Source organism: Burkholderia sp. BCC0322 (assembly GCF_902833045.1).
GTDB lineage: Bacteria > Pseudomonadota > Gammaproteobacteria > Burkholderiales > Burkholderiaceae > Burkholderia.
In genome coordinates, this window is the sequence record NZ_CADFDU010000013.1 from 93023 (window position 1) to 109060 (window position 16038).

The window sequence follows — 16038 nt, forward strand, 5'->3', positions numbered from 1 at the left end:
ACTTCCCGTGTTACCCGCCGCGCGCGGCGACCGGCCACGGTCGGCTTCGCGCACGGCCCATTTCGATCTCATCATGCAAACCGTCACACTCAAGCCGTCCAAAGACAAATCGCTGCTGCGCCGCCATCCGTGGATCTACGCCAATGCGATCGACCGCGTCGACGGCAAGCCCGCGCCCGGCGCGACCGTCATCGTGCGCTCGCACGACGGCCGCTTCCTCGCGCGCGGCGCGTACAGCCCGCAATCGCAGATCCGCGTGCGCGTGTGGAGCTTCGACGAGAACGAGCCGATCGACCACGCGTTCTTCAAGCGCCGCGTGCAGCGCGCGGTCGCGCACCGCACGACGATGGTGTCGGGCACGGGCGCGGTGCGGCTCGTGTTCGGCGAAGCCGACGGGCTGCCGGGGCTGATCGTCGACTACTACGTCGCGGACACCGCCGAAGCCGGTGCCGCACCGCGCGGCCAGCTCGTCTGCCAGTTCATGGCCGCGGGTGTCGACGCATGGAAGGACGCGATCGTGAAGGCGCTCGTCGGCGCCACGGGCTGCCCGAACGTCTACGAGCGCTCGGACGTCTCGATCCGCGACAAGGAGGGGCTCGAACAAACGACCGGCGTGCTGGCCGGCGACGCGCCGCCCGCGACGCTGATCGCGAACGAAAACGGCGTGCGCTATCACGTCGACGTGCCGAACGGCCACAAGACGGGCTTCTACGTCGACCAGCGCGACAACCGCGCGCTGGTTGCGCAGTACGCGGCCGATCGCGACGTGCTGAACTGCTTCTGCTACACGGGCGGCTTCTCGCTCGCGGCGCTCAAGGGCGGCGCGAAGCGCGTCGTGTCGATCGATTCGTCGGGCGACGCACTCGCGCTCGCGCAGCAGAACGTCGTCGCCAACGGCTTCGACGCCGAACGCGCGACCTGGCTCGACGCCGACGCATTCAAGACGCTGCGCCGCCTCGCCGACGAAGGCGAGCGATTCGACCTGATCGTGCTCGATCCGCCGAAGTTCGCGCCGACGCGCGACAGCGTCGACCGCGCGGCGCGCGCGTACAAGGACATCAACCTGAGCGGCTTCAAGCTGCTGCGTCCGGGCGGCCTGCTGTTCACGTACTCGTGCTCGGGCGCGATCGACATGGACCTGTTCCAGAAGATCGTCGCGGGTGCGGCCGCCGACGCGAAGGTCGACGCGCGCATCCTGAAGCGTCTCGGCGCGGGTGTCGATCACCCGCTGCTCGCGGCCTTCCCGGAAGGCGAATATCTGAAGGGCCTGCTGTTGCAAATCGTCTGATCGCCCCGATCTACGCGCGCAACCGTCCTCCGGCCGCGGCCCCGCGCCCGGCGGATCCGCGCTCCCGCCTGTCGTTCGGACGACGGGCGAGAGCTTGACAGGTATGTTTCAATGGATGGTTGTGCGCCCCGGCTGGCAACGCCACGGGCGCGACGCACATCCCGGTTTTGACCCCGATTCACGAACCACAGGCGATTGACATGGCCACTCCCGTCACCATCCTCACCGGCTTCCTCGGCAGCGGCAAGACGACGCTGCTCAAGCGCATCCTGAACGAACAGCACGGCATGAAGATCGCCGTGATCGAGAACGAGTTCGGCGAAGAGAACATCGACAACGAAATCCTGGTGCAGGATTCGAACGAGCAGATCATCCAGATGAGCAACGGCTGCATCTGCTGCACGATCCGCGGCGACCTCGCACGCGCGCTTGGCGATCTCGCCGCGAAGAAGCGCGAAGGCAAGCTCGACTTCGACCGCATCGTGATCGAGACGACCGGCCTCGCGAACCCGGGCCCCGTCGCGCAAACCTTCTTCATCGACAGCGAAATCGCCGACGACTTCCTGCTCGACGCGGTCATCACGCTCGTCGACGCGAAGCACGCGAACGCGCAGCTCGACGAGCACGAAGTCGTGCAGCGTCAGGTCGGCTTCGCCGATCGCCTGTTCATCACGAAGTCGGACCTGGTCGACGACCAGACGGTGGCCGGCCTCAAGCATCGCCTGATGCACATGAACCCGAAGGCCGCGATCAAGGTCGTGAACTTCGGCGAAGCGGACATCAAGGAAATCTTCGACCTGCGCGGCTTCAACCTGAACGCGAAGCTCGAGATCGACCCCGACTTCCTCGCCGAGGACGATCACGCGCACCACCACCACGATCACGGTCAATGCGCGCACGATCACGACCACGGCCACCACCATCATCACGCGCACCACGACGACAAGATCAAGTCGTTCGTGTACCGCAACGACCGCCCGTTCGACCCGAACAAGCTGGAAGACTTCCTCGGCGGCATCCTGCAGATCTACGGCGAGCGGATGCTGCGCTACAAGGGCGTGCTGTACATGAAGGGCGTCGACCGCAAGGTCGTGTTCCAGGGCGTGCACCAGATGATGGGCAGCGACCTCGCGGCGAAGTGGCTGCCGGTCGAGAAGAAGACCAACAAGATGGTGTTCATCGGCGTCGATCTGCCGCAGGACCTGATCACCGACGGCCTCGACGCCTGCCTCGCCTGACGCGCGCGGGCAACCGCCGCACACGCCGCCGCGCGGCCGCCTCGCAGGCGGCTGCGGCGGCAGCGGAGCGCCCTTTTCGGGCAGGGTTTCGCCGTCATCGCTTTTTCGCGATTTGCGCGTTATATTTTCTAGATATTGGCGCTGCCGACGGGGATCGACCCGATACGGCGCCCGCTTGCGATTCAGTTACAATACGTGCCCGCTGGAGTACGGCAACAAACAGGCCCGGTTCTTGCTGAACCAGTTTTCCGGGCATCGCAACCGCGCCGGATCGCCAATCCGCCTCCCGGCCGCGGCCGATGCGATGTGCCGCGCAGCACACCGGTTCGCAGCGCGCACAACTCCGCGCCAGGCCTATCCTGGTATTTGAGAACCGGTTTTCCAGAGGCTTTCGGCCCCGCGGCGGCAAATCGCAAATGAATGCAAACGCGGTTGCGGGTAATCCCAAAGTGCAGGCAATATCTCTTGATTTGCCGCACATTGAAGAAGCAAGCAGATGACGAAGAAACTCTTGACCGAAGCCGAAATCCTGAAGATGAGCGACAAGGATTACATGAATGAGGATCAGCTCGCCTTCTTCAAAAATCGGCTCGAACAGTTGCAGGCGGACATCCTCAAGAATGCAGGCCAGACGACCGAGAACCTGCGCGAGACGGTGATCGTGCCCGACCCTGCCGATCGCGCGACGATCGAGGAAGAGCACGCGCTCGAGCTGCGCACGCGCGATCGCGAACGCAAGCTCCTCAAGAAGGTTCAACAGTCGCTCGCCCGCATCGATTCCGGCGATTACGGCTGGTGCGAGGAAACCGGCGAGCCGATCGGCATTCCGCGCCTGCTCGCGCGTCCGACCGCCACGCTGTCGCTCGAGGCGCAAGAGCGCCGCGAGTTGCGCCAGAAGCTGTTCGGCGACTGATCGAGCGGGCGTTCCGCTCAGACACGCTGCTTCCCGAAAGCGCGCGGCCTGCCGCGCGCTTTTTGTTTTTCCGGCACCGGTTCCCGGTCCGCCGATTTGCCTCCCGCCTCTTGATATACCGGCGCCCGCCCTAAAATGAACCGGACGCGCGCCGGGCCGCTTCCCGGCGCACTGCGAGTTACGCAGCGGCGCCTCGCGCCGCCTGACTCTTCCCCGTTTTTCTCAAGGAACGCAGATGGAGCAATTTCACGGCACGACCATCGTTTCGGTCCGGCGCGGCGACAAGGTCGCGCTCGGCGGCGACGGCCAGGTAACCCTCGGCAACATCGTCATGAAGGGTGGCGCGCGGAAAGTGCGGCGGATCTACAACAACCAGGTGCTGGTCGGATTCGCGGGCGGCACCGCCGATGCGTTCTCGCTGCTCGACCGCTTCGAGGCGAAGCTCGAAAAGCACCAGGGCAACCTGACCCGCGCGGCCGTCGAGCTCGCGAAGGACTGGCGCACCGACCGGATGCTGCGCCGCCTCGAGGCGATGCTGATTACGGCCGATGCCACCACCACGCTCGTGATCACCGGCAACGGCGACGTGCTCGACCCCGAGGGCGGCATCTGCGCGATCGGCTCGGGCGGCGCCTATGCGCAGGCCGCGGCCCGAGCACTCGCGGAGAACACCGAGCTGTCGCCGCGCGAGATCGTCGAGAAGTCGCTCGAGATTGCCGGCGACATGTGCATCTATACGAACCACAACCGCATCATCGAAACGATCGAGTAAGGACCGCACCATGAGCACCATGACCCCTGCCGAGATCGTCTCGGAACTCGACAAGCACATCATCGGCCAGGCGAAGGCGAAGAAGGCCGTCGCGGTGGCGCTGCGCAACCGCTGGCGCCGCCAGCAGGTCGCCGACCCGCTGCGCCAGGAAATCACGCCGAAGAACATCCTGATGATCGGGCCGACGGGTGTCGGCAAGACCGAAATCGCGCGCCGCCTCGCGAAGCTCGCCGACGCGCCGTTCATCAAGATCGAAGCGACCAAATTCACCGAAGTCGGCTACGTCGGCCGCGACGTCGACAGCATCGTGCGCGACCTGATCGAGATCTCGGTCAAGCAGACGCGCGAATCCGAGATGCGCAAGGTGCGCAGCAAGGCGACCGACCAGGCGGAAGACCGCATCCTCGACATCCTGCTGCCGCAACCGCGCGCGGTGGGCTTCGGCGGCAATGCCGAACACGCGAACGACGACAACAACGCGACGCGCCAGACGTTCCGCAAGCGCCTGCGCGAAGGCCAGCTCGACGACAAGGAAGTCGAGCTCGACCTCGAGCAGCCGTCGGCCGGCATGGACATCATGGCGCCGCCGGGCATGGAAGAGATGACCGAGCAGATCCGCTCGATGTTCTCGAACCTCGGCAGCGGCAAGAAGCAGCGCCGCAAGGTGAAGATCAAGGAAGCGCTGAAGCTGCTGACCGACGAGGAAGCGGCGAAGATGCTCAACGACGAGGAAGTGAAGACGAAGGCCGTGCAGAACGTCGAGCAGAACGGCATCGTGTTCCTCGACGAGATCGACAAGATCACGTCGCGCAACAACGAAGGCAGCGGCGGCGAAGTGTCGCGCCAGGGCGTGCAGCGCGACCTGCTGCCGCTCGTCGAAGGCACGACGGTCAACACGAAGTACGGGATGGTGAAGACCGATCACATCCTATTCATCGCGAGCGGCGCGTTCCACCTCGCGAAGCCGAGCGACCTGATTCCCGAACTGCAGGGGCGCTTTCCGATCCGCGTCGAGCTCGACTCGCTATCGGTGGAAGACTTCGAGGCGATCCTCGACGCGACCGACGCAAGCCTCGTCAAGCAGTACCAGGCGCTGCTCGCGACCGAGGACGTGCAGCTCGAATTCGCCCAGGACGGCATCCGCCGTCTCGCGGAGATCGCGTATGCGGTCAACGAGAAGACCGAGAACATCGGTGCGCGCCGGCTGTACACGGTGATCGAGAAACTGCTCGAGGAAGTGTCGTTCTCGGCCGGCAATCACGCCGGCGAGCGCGTGACGATCGACGCGAAGTATGTCGACCGGGCGCTCGGCGAAGTGTCGCAGGACGAAGACCTGTCGCGCTACGTGCTGTAACGCGCACGGCGGCGAATGCGAAACGGGCGACCCGACGGGTCGCCCGTTTTCGTTGGTGCGTCCGGCGGACAGCCGGGCACGGGCTGCCCGCATACCGATCACCCGTCGCCCCCCGCCACGCCCGTCGTGCCGCATCGACTCCCGCCGCGACGGCCGCGGCGCGCCGCTTACTGCCGCACCGGCTTCTTCGCGAGCTTGCGCTGCAGCGTACGGCGGTGCATGTTCAGCGCGCGCGCCGTCGCCGAAATGTTGTTGTTGTTCTCGGCCAGCACGCGCTGGATGTGCTCCCATTCGAGCCGGTCGACCGACAGCACGACCGGATTCTCCAGCGCTTCGTCGGCCTGCACTTCGGTCGCGTTGGTCTGCAGCGCGGCCAGGATCGACTCGACGTTCGCGGGCTTCGCGAGATAGTTGTCGGCGCCTTCCTTCACCGCCTGCACGGCCGTCGCGATGCTCGCGTAGCCGGTCAGCACCAGGATCCGCGCGTCGGGCTGCAGGTCGCACAGCGGCGCGATCAGGCTCAGGCCCGAGTCCTCGCCGAGATGTAGGTCGACGGTGATGAACTGGAACTTGCCGCCTGCGGCGAGCCGGAGCGCCGCCTCCTTGTCGTGCGCCTGCTGGACCGCATAACCGCGGCGCTCGAGGCCGCGCGCGAGCGTGCCCGCGAACACCTCGTTGTCGTCGATCACCAGGAAATTGTTCTCGCTCATGTGGTTTCTCCGTCTACGTGTTGGTTGAGGCGGCCGACGCCGCGACGCGCACGGCCGGCAGCCGCAGCACGGCCCGCGTGCCGCGCGCGGCGGCCGTGCCGGCCGGGCGGCTGTCCGGCGCGCCGGTTGACCGTTCGGCCGGGCGCTGGCCCGCGCGCTGTGCCGATCCTGCCGCGGCGTGACCATTCGCCGCACCGCCGGCCCGCCCGTTGCCGCCCGCCGCGCGCGGCACGACATCGGACAGCTCGATCTCGCCGCCGAGCCGCGCGGCCGCGCTGAACGCGAGATACAGGCCGACCCCGTGCCCGCCCTGCGTGCTGTCGACCGGCATCGCGCCGAGCGATTCACGCAACGAGGCCGGAATGCCGGGCCCGTCGTCGCATACCTCGAATTCGATCTCGTCGGCCGCGCCGACGTGCGCGACCTTCGCGGCCAGCGTCACGCGCTGCGGGCTCGCGCGCGCGGCGTTGTCGAGCAGGATCGTCAGGATCTGGCCGGCCGCGACCGTGTCGTCGAGCGCGACGCCCGCCGGGCGCGCGCCGAGCAGCTCGAACTGCACGTGCGGATGTCGCAGGCGCCAGTGCTCGACGAACGTGTCGAGCCAGTCGTCCACCGGCTGGCGGCTTGCGGGCGCGCTCGCACGGCTGCGCAGGCGCGCGAGCGCCGAGGTGCAGAGCGTCATCTGTTCCTCGAGCACCTTCAGGTCGGCTTCATAGCGGGCCAGCCCCGGATCGGCGCGTGCAGCGTCGCGCAGCTCTTCGGCGAGCATCGCGATCTTCGACAGCGGCGTGCCCATCTCGTGCGCGACGGTCGCGGCCTGCACGCCGAGCGCGACCGCCCGCTCGTCGCGCAGCAGGTGCTGCTGCGCTTCGCCGAGCGCCGCATCGCGCTGGCGCAGCGCATTCGACATGCGCGCGACGAACCAGGCGATCAGTCCGACGCTGACCATGAAGTTCGCCCACATCCCGGTACGGTAGTAGTCGAACAGGTTCGCGGGATTGTCCATGTTGAGCGGCACCGAGTCGAAACCGAGCGCCGCGTAGCACGCGACCGCGAACGCCGCGAGCCAGATCATCAGGTGCCACGGCAGCACGGCCGCCGCGATCGCGAGCGAAGGCAGGTACAGCGACACGAACGGATTGGTCGTGCCGCCCGACAGGAACAGCAGCGCGGACAGCGCACCGAGGTCGACCCACAGCTGGCCGAGCAGCTCGAAATTGGTCTCGGGCCGCGCACGCAGCACGCGCACCCAGGTCAGCGCGTTGAAAACGATTTCGAGCGCGATGACCATCAGCATCGCCGGCAACGGCAGATGCACGCCGAAATAGGTCTGCACGACGCCGATCGTCACCAGCTGGCCGATGATCGCGAGATTGCGGAGCCAGAACAGGTGACTGAGGTTGACGCGCCCGGTGGTGGTGATTCGTTGCATCCAAGCAGTTTACCCGTTTAGCGGGCGGCGCCTCTAGCGGGGCCGGATCGGCGCGCGGCGAACGGGGCGCCCCGCGTGCGCGGCCGATGCCGTCAGCCGGCCGCGCCGGCCATCCGCTGCGCGATTTCGTCGGCCAGGCACTCGGGGCACCGGCAACGCGCGCCGACGGCGCGCGGTGTGCCGCCGGGCAAGACCGGCATCGACGCGCACCAGCATTCGAACGGCTGCGTGCGGGCGCCGCAGTCGAAGCTGCGCCCGCAGTGCGGGCACCGCGCGCGGCGCGCGGCGGAACAGGCGTCGGCGGCAGAATCGGTCATGGCTAAAGCGCTCGAGCGGGCGGGAAGCCGCCCTACGCGACAAGCATAGCGCGGCGAACGGATTTTGCACGCCGGCCGTTCGGCCGATGGCCATCGCGAATGCTCGCGAACCACCCCGCCTCCACTACCGTCGCACCGCTGCCCGCACCCCTGCCCGTATCGCGGCGCACATCGCGCCGCGCCATAGCCGGCGGGCCGCCGCGTGCGGCGCCCGGGCCGCGCCGCCAGTGTTCCGGCCCGCCCAAAAACCCGATGCTGCGCTGCGCCACTCCTGTACAATTCGCCGTGTTTCAACCGTTCCCAGCCAGAGCCGCCGCCATGTCCGAGCCCATCGACCTCTCGCAGATCGCCCCTACGCTGAAAGCAGAAATCCTCGCCGAGGCGCTGCCGTACATTCGCCGTTACCACGGCAAGACCGTGGTCATCAAATACGGCGGCAACGCGATGACGGAAGAGCGGCTCAAGCAAGGCTTCGCGCGCGACGTGATCCTGCTGAAACTGGTCGGCATCAACCCGGTGATCGTCCACGGCGGCGGTCCGCAGATCGATCAGGCGCTGAAGAAGATCGGCAAGGCCGGCACCTTCATCCAGGGCATGCGCGTCACCGACGAAGAGACGATGGAAGTCGTCGAATGGGTGCTGGGCGGCGAAGTGCAGCAGGACATCGTGACGCTGATCAACCACTTCGGCGGCCACGCGGTGGGCCTGACGGGCAAGGACGGCGGCCTGATCCACGCACGCAAGCTGCTGATGCCGGATCGCGACAACCCGGGCCAGACCATCGACATCGGCCAGGTCGGCGAAGTCGAGGCGATCAACCCGGCGGTCGTGAAGGCACTGCAGGACGACGCATTCATCCCGGTGATCTCGCCGATCGGCTTCGGCGAAGACGGCCTGTCGTACAACATCAACGCCGACCTCGTCGCGGGCAAGCTCGCCACGGTGCTGAACGCCGAGAAGCTGCTGATGATGACCAACATCCCGGGCGTGATGGACAAGGACGGCAACCTGCTGACCGATTTGTCCGCGCGCGAGATCGACGCGCTGTTCGAGGACGGCACGATCTCCGGCGGCATGCTGCCGAAGATCTCGTCGGCGCTCGACGCGGCGAAGAGCGGCGTGAAGTCGGTGCACATCGTCGACGGCCGGATCGAGCACTCGGTGCTGCTGGAAATTCTGACCGAGCAGCCGTTCGGCACGATGATCCGCTCGCATTGAGCGCGCGCCGCAAGACCGCCAGCCCCGACCTGCCGGCCCCGCTGCGGCGCCGGCGCATCTCGCGCAGCCGGCCGCGTGCCGGCGCGCCCGTCTGGCTGTTCGATCTCGACAACACGCTGCACCACGCGTCGCACGCGATCTTTCCCGAGATCAACCGTGCGATGACGCAATACATCATCGATGCGCTCAAGGTCGAGCGCGCCGAAGCCGACCGCCTGCGCAACGGCTATACCGAGCGCTACGGCGCCGCGCTCCTCGGCCTCACGCGCCATCACCCGATCGATCCGCACGACTTCCTGCGCGCGGTCCATACGTTCGCCGATCTCCCCGCGATGGTACGCGCCGAGCGCGGCCTCGCGCACATCATCGCCGCGCTGCCGGGCCGCAAGTTCGTGCTGACCAACGCGCCGGAGAACTATGCGCGCGCGGTGCTGCGCGAGTTGCGCATCGAGCGGCTGTTCGAGCGCGTGATCGCGATCGAGCACATGCGCGACCGCCGCACGTGGCGCGCGAAGCCTGATCACATGATGCTGCGCCGAACGCTGCGCGCCGTGCATGCGCGGATGACCGACGCGATCCTCGTCGAGGACACGCGCGGCCACCTGAAGCGCTACAAGCGTCTCGGCATCGGCACGGTCTGGATTACCGGCCATCTTCCCGGCCACCTACCGGGTACCGGCCGCCCGCATTACGTCGATCAGCGGATTCGTTCGTTAAAATCGCTTCGACTGGGCACTCGATCGGGGCGACAGAAATGCAGCCGACTCACCCGCAGGACCACGCCGTAACGGAAGACCAGGCCACGCCGTCCCGCCCGCGCCCGAAGCCGGGCGAGCGCCGCGTGATGATCCTGCAGACGCTCGCATCGATGCTCGAGGTACCGAAGCGCGAGAAGATCACGACGGCCGCGCTCGCGGCCCGGCTCGACGTGTCGGAAGCGGCGCTGTACCGCCATTTCCCGAGCAAGGCGAAGATGTACGAAGGGCTGATCGAATTCATCGAGCAGTCGCTGTTCGGCCTCGTCAACCAGATCGTCGCGAAGGAGCCGAACGGCGTGCAGCAGGCCCGCACGATCGCGCTGACGATGCTCAATTTCGCCGCGAAGAACCCGGGGATGACGCGCGTGCTGACTGGCGAGGCGCTGGTCGGCGAGGACGAGCGCCTCACCGAGCGCGTGAACCAGTTGCTCGATCGCATCGAGGCGACCGTCAAGCAGTGCCTGCGGGTCGCGCGCACGGAGGCAAATGCGCCGCCGGACGGCGCGGCGCCGTTCGCGCTGCCGGCCGATTACGATCCGGCTGCACGGGCGAGCCTGCTCGTCAGCTACGTGATCGGCAGGTGGCACCGCTTCGCGAAAGGCGGGTTCCAGAAATCGCCCGGCGAGCAGGCCGACGCGCATTTGCGGCTGATCCTGCAGTAACGCCGCGCCGGCCCCTGTCCGGCAACGCACACCGGTTTCGCGCATTCGACGACGGACGGTGCGGCCGCTCCGCCGCATCGGCTCGCACATTCCCGCCTGCTTCCGCCGGCGGCGAATGCCCCCCCCCCGCGAATTCGAACTCGTCCAATTTCACCCCATCGCCTTTCGGGTTAGGTTTATCTAATTGCAGATAAATTCAGGTGAAATGGTGAATCGCAGATTCCGACATTCCCGGATGAGGGCAGCCCGACGCCTCGCCCATTCGGCATTGCTCGCGGGGGCGGCAATGCCATGGCCGTCGGCCGCGCAGGTGACCAACGGCGGGCCGCAACAGGCGGACGGTGTCGTGCTTGAAATCGAGCCGGGCGAATATTCGACGACTCAACCGGGCAGGGCCGTGCTTTCCGCCGTCGCTGGCGGCACGCTGGTGACGACCGACAAGACGCGCGTGTTCTCCACCGCCTATTCCGCGGCGGGCGCGGCCGCGCTAGGCGCCGGCTCGAGCGTCAGGCTGAGCGATACGGAAATCCGCACCCGCGGCGGCTCCAGTGCCGGCATCGACATCCGATACGGCGGCAGCGCGAGCGCGGAACGCATCTCGATCGATACCGACGGCGATTATTCGCACGGCGCGTCCGTCTACAGCGCCGGCAGCCGGCTCCGCATCGCCGACAGCGTCATCGTCACGCGGGGCAAGGAGGCGTATGGCATCCTGGCGAACTACGTGCCTGGCGGCGTCATCGACGTCGCCGACACGCTGATTCGCACCAGCGGCCTGTTTGCCCATGGCGTGGCCATCAGCTACGACGGCGTCCGTGCGACGCTGAATCACACGGGTATCCGGACCGATGGCGACTACGCGTCGGCGCTGTACCTGCCGAACGCGTCGGCGGTCGCATTCGGCGACAGCGGCCTCGAAACCGGTGGCGATTACGCGCTCGGCGTGGACACCCGCGAAGGGCGCGTCGAGCTCGCGCGCACGAAAGTCGTCACGCACGGCCGCAGCGCACACGGGCTGTACGCATCGATGGAATACACCCACACGCCGACCATCGACGCGATCGATACGCAGGTGACAACCACCGGCGCCCGTTCGGTCGGCGCACTGGCCCGGCTCGGCGGCCGGGTCACGATGACACACGGCGGCATCGTGACGACCGGCGAGCGCGCGCGCGGTGCGATGTCCTCCGGCACGGGGTCGGTTGCGTCGCTCGTCGACGCAACCGTCGAGACGCGCGGCAACGAGGCCGCAGCGCTCCATGCAAGCGCCGGCGGCCGCATCGACCTGCTGCGCACCGATGCCCGCGCGACCGGCGACGCCGCGCCTGCCGCGAGCGTCCACGGCGGCAGGCTGACGGCCGACGGCGGCTCGCTCTTCAGCGAACGGCATGCGGCCATCGACGCGTCCGACGCCGACATCACGCTGCAGAACGGCGCCCGCGCCGCCAGCGGCACCGGCACGCTGCTGTCGATCCGTGCCCAGTCGGGCGCGCCCGTGCGCCTGACGCTCGACACCGGCGCGCAAGCGGCGGGCGACATCGTGAACCAGCCGGCCGACGACGGCAGCCCGACATCCGCCGTGACCGATGTCGCGCTGTCCGGCGCGTCCGTCTGGACCGGCGCAACGGACGCGGTGCGCACGCTGTCGCTCGACACGGGCAGCCGCTGGACCGTCACCGCCGATTCGTCAGTCGGCTCCATCGCACTGAACGACTCGACGATCGCATTCGCCGCGCCGGACAGCGGCACACCGCCCGCGCCGCGCACACTCGTCGTCAACGGCGACTACGCGGCCCGCAATGGCCGGCTGGTGATCCATACGGTGCTGCAAGACGACGCGTCGCCCACCGACCGGCTCGTGATCGACGGCGGTCATGCGTCGGGCAACACGGGAATCGTCGTGAAGCGCACGAGCGGCAACGGCGCGCAGACGACACTCGGCATTCCGATCGTCGAGACACGTCACGGAGGGACGACCGACGCGTCGGCATTCGCGCTCGACGCCGCATCGGACGGCTACCGAAACGGCTTCGGCACGCTGTCGGCGGGCGGTTACGACTACATGCTCAAGCGCGGCGGCACCGGCGGCCACGAGGAGAACTGGTACCTCGTCTCGGCAGCCAACCCCGAGCCGCCGGCACCCGCCCCCGGTCCCGGCCCCCTCGATCCCGCCCCGCCCGTCAGTCCGGAAACCGTCCCGCCGGCCCCGCCGCGCGCTGCCGCGCCGGAGCCGGATGCGTACCTGGCCAACGCCGATGCCGCCGCCGCGATGGCGATCCATACGCTGCATCAGCGCGAGGACCGTTCGCTGCGCGAAGCTTCCGGCGTGACACCTCCGCTCGACGGCGCCGTCTGGCTACGCGCCGAGGGCCAGTTCACGTCGATGTCGGGCGGCAATCGCAGCGTATCGGGCAACGGCCGCCTGATCCACGCGGGCGCCGACCTGTTCCGTTTCGACGACGGGCGCGGCGGCAGCGTCCGGGTCGGCGCGATGGGCATGTATGGCAGCCAGACGAACTGGTCGACGCGCCCGTTGTGGAACGCGGTCGAACAGCGCATGGCCGACGCCACCGCGCGCGGCAGCGTCGCGGGCTACAACGTCGGGCTGTACGGCACTTGGTACGGCACTCGCGACATCCTGTCCGGACCCTACGTCGATGCGTGGTTCATGTATGGCGCATACGCGAACAGCGTCGGCGGCAGCCTCGCCGGCGATTCGTACCGCTCGCGCACCGTGACGGGATCGGTCGAGACCGGCTATTCGATCCGCTTCTACGAGCGCGGCGATACGCGGTTCTTCGTCGAACCCGAGGCGCAACTCGTCGTGTCCGACTATCGCGCAGCCGCGCACGATGCACCTGGCGGCCGCATCGACGGGCAAGGCTCGACCGACGTGCTGACCCGTCTCGGCGTGCGCGTGCATGGTGTGACCGCGATGCCGTCCGGACGCGAGCTGCGGCCGTTCGTCGAAGCGAACTGGTGGCATGGCCCCGGATCGCGGTCGCTGACGCTCGACCGCAATGCGTTCTCGTTCAGCGTGCCGCGCGATCGCGCGGCGTTCCGGATCGGCGCGACGGGTCAATTGTCGAAGCGCTTCGTGATATCGGCCGGCTTGGGGCTGGAAGCGAACCTGTCCGACTATGCGGTAGTCAAGGGCGAACTGGCGGCAAAGTACCGCTGGTGATGCGGCACGGCCTGCGCCTTCGGTTCCGCGCGGGCCGTGCCGGCCGGCTCGGCGCGTCTGCCGGGCCGGCCGGCGCCTCTCCGTGTGCGCCCGAATCCGCGCCCCGCAATTTCCGCTATACTTTGCCGACTTGCCGCCTCGTTGGCGGCAGGTCGGAAGCGCGCCGATTTGCTGACTCGATTGCGGGCGCGCGAACCGGCCGGGGTGTGGATGTTGTGTCCTTGTCCCGGCGGTTCACTACAAATGCGGCTAAAGAGGTCGTCAGCCGCGCATCTCCGACTCCGCGCCTCGCCGACACCATTTAGCTGCCCAGTCATAAGGCGGAACGAATGGAATCGATCGGCATCGTCGCTCCACAGACCATGCACTTCGCCGAACCGCTGCGCTTGCAAAGCGGCAGCGCGCTCGGCAACTATCAGCTCGTCGTCGAGACATACGGCGAACTCAACGCCGCGCGCTCGAACGCGGTGCTCGTCTGCCACGCGCTCAACGCGTCGCATCACGTCGCCGGCGTCTACGCGGACGATCCGCGCAGCACCGGCTGGTGGGACAACATGGTCGGGCCGGGCAAGCCGCTCGACACCAACCGCTTCTTCGTGATCGGCGTGAACAACCTCGGCTCATGCTTCGGCTCGACCGGCCCGATGAGCATCGACCCGTCGACCGGCAAACCTTACGGCGCGAGCTTTCCGGTCGTCACCGTCGAGGACTGGGTGCACGCGCAGGCGCGCGTCGCCGACGCATTCGGCATCGAGCGCTTCGCCGCCGTGATGGGCGGCAGCCTCGGCGGGATGCAGGCGCTCGCGTGGAGCCTGATGTATCCGGAGCGCGTCGCACACTGCATCGACATCGCATCGACACCGAAGCTGTCCGCGCAGAACATCGCGTTCAACGAGGTCGCGCGCTCGGCGATCCTGTCCGATCCCGATTTCCACGGCGGCGACTACTACGCGCACGGCGTGAAGCCGAAGCGCGGGTTGCGCGTCGCGCGGATGATCGGCCACATCACGTACCTGTCCGACGACGACATGGCCGAGAAATTCGGCCGTGCGCTGCGCCGCGCCGACGGCGCGCTCGACGCGTACAACTTCAGCTTCGACGTCGAATTCGAGGTCGAGTCGTACCTGCGCTACCAGGGCGACAAGTTCGCCGACTACTTCGACGCGAACACCTATCTGCTGATCACGCGCGCGCTCGACTACTTCGACCCGGCGAAGGCCTTCGACGGCAACCTGAGCGCCGCGCTCGCGCACACGCAGGCGAAATACCTGATCGCGAGCTTCTCGACCGACTGGCGTTTCGCGCCGGCACGCTCGCGCGAGATCGTGAAGGCGCTGCTCGACAACAAGCGCACGGTCAGCTACGCGGAAATCGATGCGCCGCACGGTCACGACGCGTTCCTGCTCGACGACGCGCGCTATCACAACCTGATCCGCGCGTATTACGAACGAATCGCCAACGAGGTGGGTGCATGAACCAGCAAGCGCTGAATTCCCTATCCGCGCGCGCGGACTTCCGCACGATCGCGCGCTGGGTCGAGCCGCGCTCGACGGTGCTCGACCTCGGCTGCGGCGACGGCTCGCTGCTCGCGCTGCTGATGGAAGAACTGGACGTGACCGGCTACGGGATCGAGCTGAACGACGCGGGCGTGCTCGCGAGCGCGAAGAACGGCATCAACGTGATCCAGCAGAACCTGGAGGACGGCCTGCGCCTGTTCGAGGACCACAGCTTCGACATCGCGATCCTGTCGCAGACTTTGCAGACGATTCACCAGACGGCCGCGATCCTGCGCGAAACCGCGCGGGTCGGGCGCGAATGCATCGTGTCGTTCCCGAATTTCGGCTACTGGCCGCACCGGCTGTCGGTGCTGAACGGCCGGATGCCGGTGTCGAAGTCGCTGCCTTACCAGTGGCACAACACGCCGAACGTCCGGGTGCTGACGATCGAGGATTTCGAGGCGCTCGCGCCCGAAGTCGGCGTGACGATCCTCGACCGCGTGGTGCTGCACGAAGGCCAGCCGATTCGATGGGGAGCGAACTGGCGTGGTAGTCTTGCTGTCTACCGCGTCAAGCGCAGCTGAGCCGGGAAGCCGTTGACGAACGCCGACGGCCCGCACGCATGTGCGGCCGCGCCGCTGCGCTACCCGCGCCGCCGCCTGCGCTGTCGCCGCAATCAGTCAACGCTATCCAGTT

Annotated in this window: 14 protein-coding genes; 11 read left to right on the forward strand and 3 right to left on the reverse strand. The window is 67.5% G+C overall.

Translation table 11 applies throughout. The features are described from left to right. Positions 1–73 precede the first annotated feature (73 nt). From HWX39_RS28560 to hslU, 5 genes are all read left to right on the forward strand, one after another. A complete protein-coding gene (locus tag HWX39_RS28560; protein ID WP_175971054.1) occupies positions 74–1288 on the forward strand; it encodes a class I SAM-dependent rRNA methyltransferase in 1215 nt (404 codons plus the stop codon). 200 nt (positions 1289–1488) lie between these two features. Beyond that, positions 1489–2526: a GTP-binding protein gene (locus tag HWX39_RS28565; protein ID WP_175971055.1), complete on the forward strand. Its 1038-nt coding sequence runs from the start codon at positions 1489–1491 to the stop codon at positions 2524–2526. Positions 2527–3022: 496 nt separating this feature from the next. Further along, positions 3023–3439 carry an RNA polymerase-binding protein DksA gene (dksA, locus tag HWX39_RS28570; RefSeq protein ID WP_006477498.1) on the forward strand — a complete coding sequence of 139 codons (417 nt, stop codon included), beginning with the start codon at positions 3023–3025 and terminating at the stop codon, positions 3437–3439. Between the two features lie 235 nt (positions 3440–3674). Further along, on the forward strand, positions 3675–4211 hold the full coding sequence (hslV, locus tag HWX39_RS28575) for an ATP-dependent protease subunit HslV (protein WP_006760749.1): 537 nt from the start codon (positions 3675–3677) through the stop codon (positions 4209–4211). 10 nt (positions 4212–4221) lie between these two features. Continuing rightward, on the forward strand, positions 4222–5565 hold the full coding sequence (hslU, locus tag HWX39_RS28580; RefSeq protein WP_175951254.1) for an ATP-dependent protease ATPase subunit HslU: 1344 nt from the start codon (positions 4222–4224) through the stop codon (positions 5563–5565). A gap of 167 nt (positions 5566–5732) precedes the next feature. Here hslU and HWX39_RS28585 read toward each other — a convergent pair whose 3' ends face one another. From HWX39_RS28585 to HWX39_RS28595, 3 genes are all read right to left on the reverse strand, one after another. Beyond that, entirely contained in the window at positions 5733–6275 is a 543-nt protein-coding gene (locus HWX39_RS28585) for a response regulator transcription factor (RefSeq protein ID WP_021156278.1), read from the reverse strand. 13 nt (positions 6276–6288) lie between these two features. Then, positions 6289–7707, reverse strand: coding sequence for an ATP-binding protein (locus HWX39_RS28590; RefSeq protein WP_175971056.1), 1419 nt, complete (start codon positions 7705–7707; stop codon positions 6289–6291). Between the two features lie 92 nt (positions 7708–7799). Further along, positions 7800–8024 (reverse strand): cysteine-rich CWC family protein, encoded by a 225-nt coding sequence (locus HWX39_RS28595; protein ID WP_175971057.1) that lies wholly within the window; start codon positions 8022–8024, stop codon positions 7800–7802. A 318-nt stretch (positions 8025–8342) separates the two neighbouring features. On the opposite strand from HWX39_RS28595, the gene argB reads away from it, so the two are divergent. The 6 genes from argB to metW all read left to right on the forward strand — a co-directional run bounded on the left by argB (position 8343) and on the right by metW (position 15926). Continuing rightward, on the forward strand, positions 8343–9242 hold the full coding sequence (argB, locus tag HWX39_RS28600) for an acetylglutamate kinase (RefSeq protein ID WP_069257839.1): 900 nt from the start codon (positions 8343–8345) through the stop codon (positions 9240–9242). Continuing rightward, positions 9239–10030: a pyrimidine 5'-nucleotidase gene (locus HWX39_RS28605; protein WP_069257840.1), complete on the forward strand. Its 792-nt coding sequence runs from the start codon at positions 9239–9241 to the stop codon at positions 10028–10030. Before argB ends, HWX39_RS28605 begins: the two co-directional genes overlap by 4 nt. Next, a complete protein-coding gene (slmA, locus tag HWX39_RS28610) occupies positions 9997–10662 on the forward strand; it encodes a nucleoid occlusion factor SlmA (RefSeq protein ID WP_175971058.1) in 666 nt (221 codons plus the stop codon). Before HWX39_RS28605 ends, slmA begins: the two co-directional genes overlap by 34 nt. A gap of 286 nt (positions 10663–10948) precedes the next feature. Beyond that, a complete protein-coding gene (locus tag HWX39_RS28615; RefSeq protein ID WP_244135116.1) occupies positions 10949–13846 on the forward strand; it encodes an autotransporter outer membrane beta-barrel domain-containing protein in 2898 nt (965 codons plus the stop codon). 329 nt (positions 13847–14175) lie between these two features. Then, positions 14176–15321 carry a homoserine O-acetyltransferase gene (locus HWX39_RS28620; protein ID WP_175971060.1) on the forward strand — a complete coding sequence of 382 codons (1146 nt, stop codon included), beginning with the start codon at positions 14176–14178 and terminating at the stop codon, positions 15319–15321. Beyond that, entirely contained in the window at positions 15318–15926 is a 609-nt protein-coding gene (gene metW / locus HWX39_RS28625) for a methionine biosynthesis protein MetW (protein WP_006755281.1), read from the forward strand. The genes HWX39_RS28620 and metW overlap by 4 nt, the downstream gene beginning before the upstream one ends. Positions 15927–16038 lie beyond the last annotated feature (112 nt).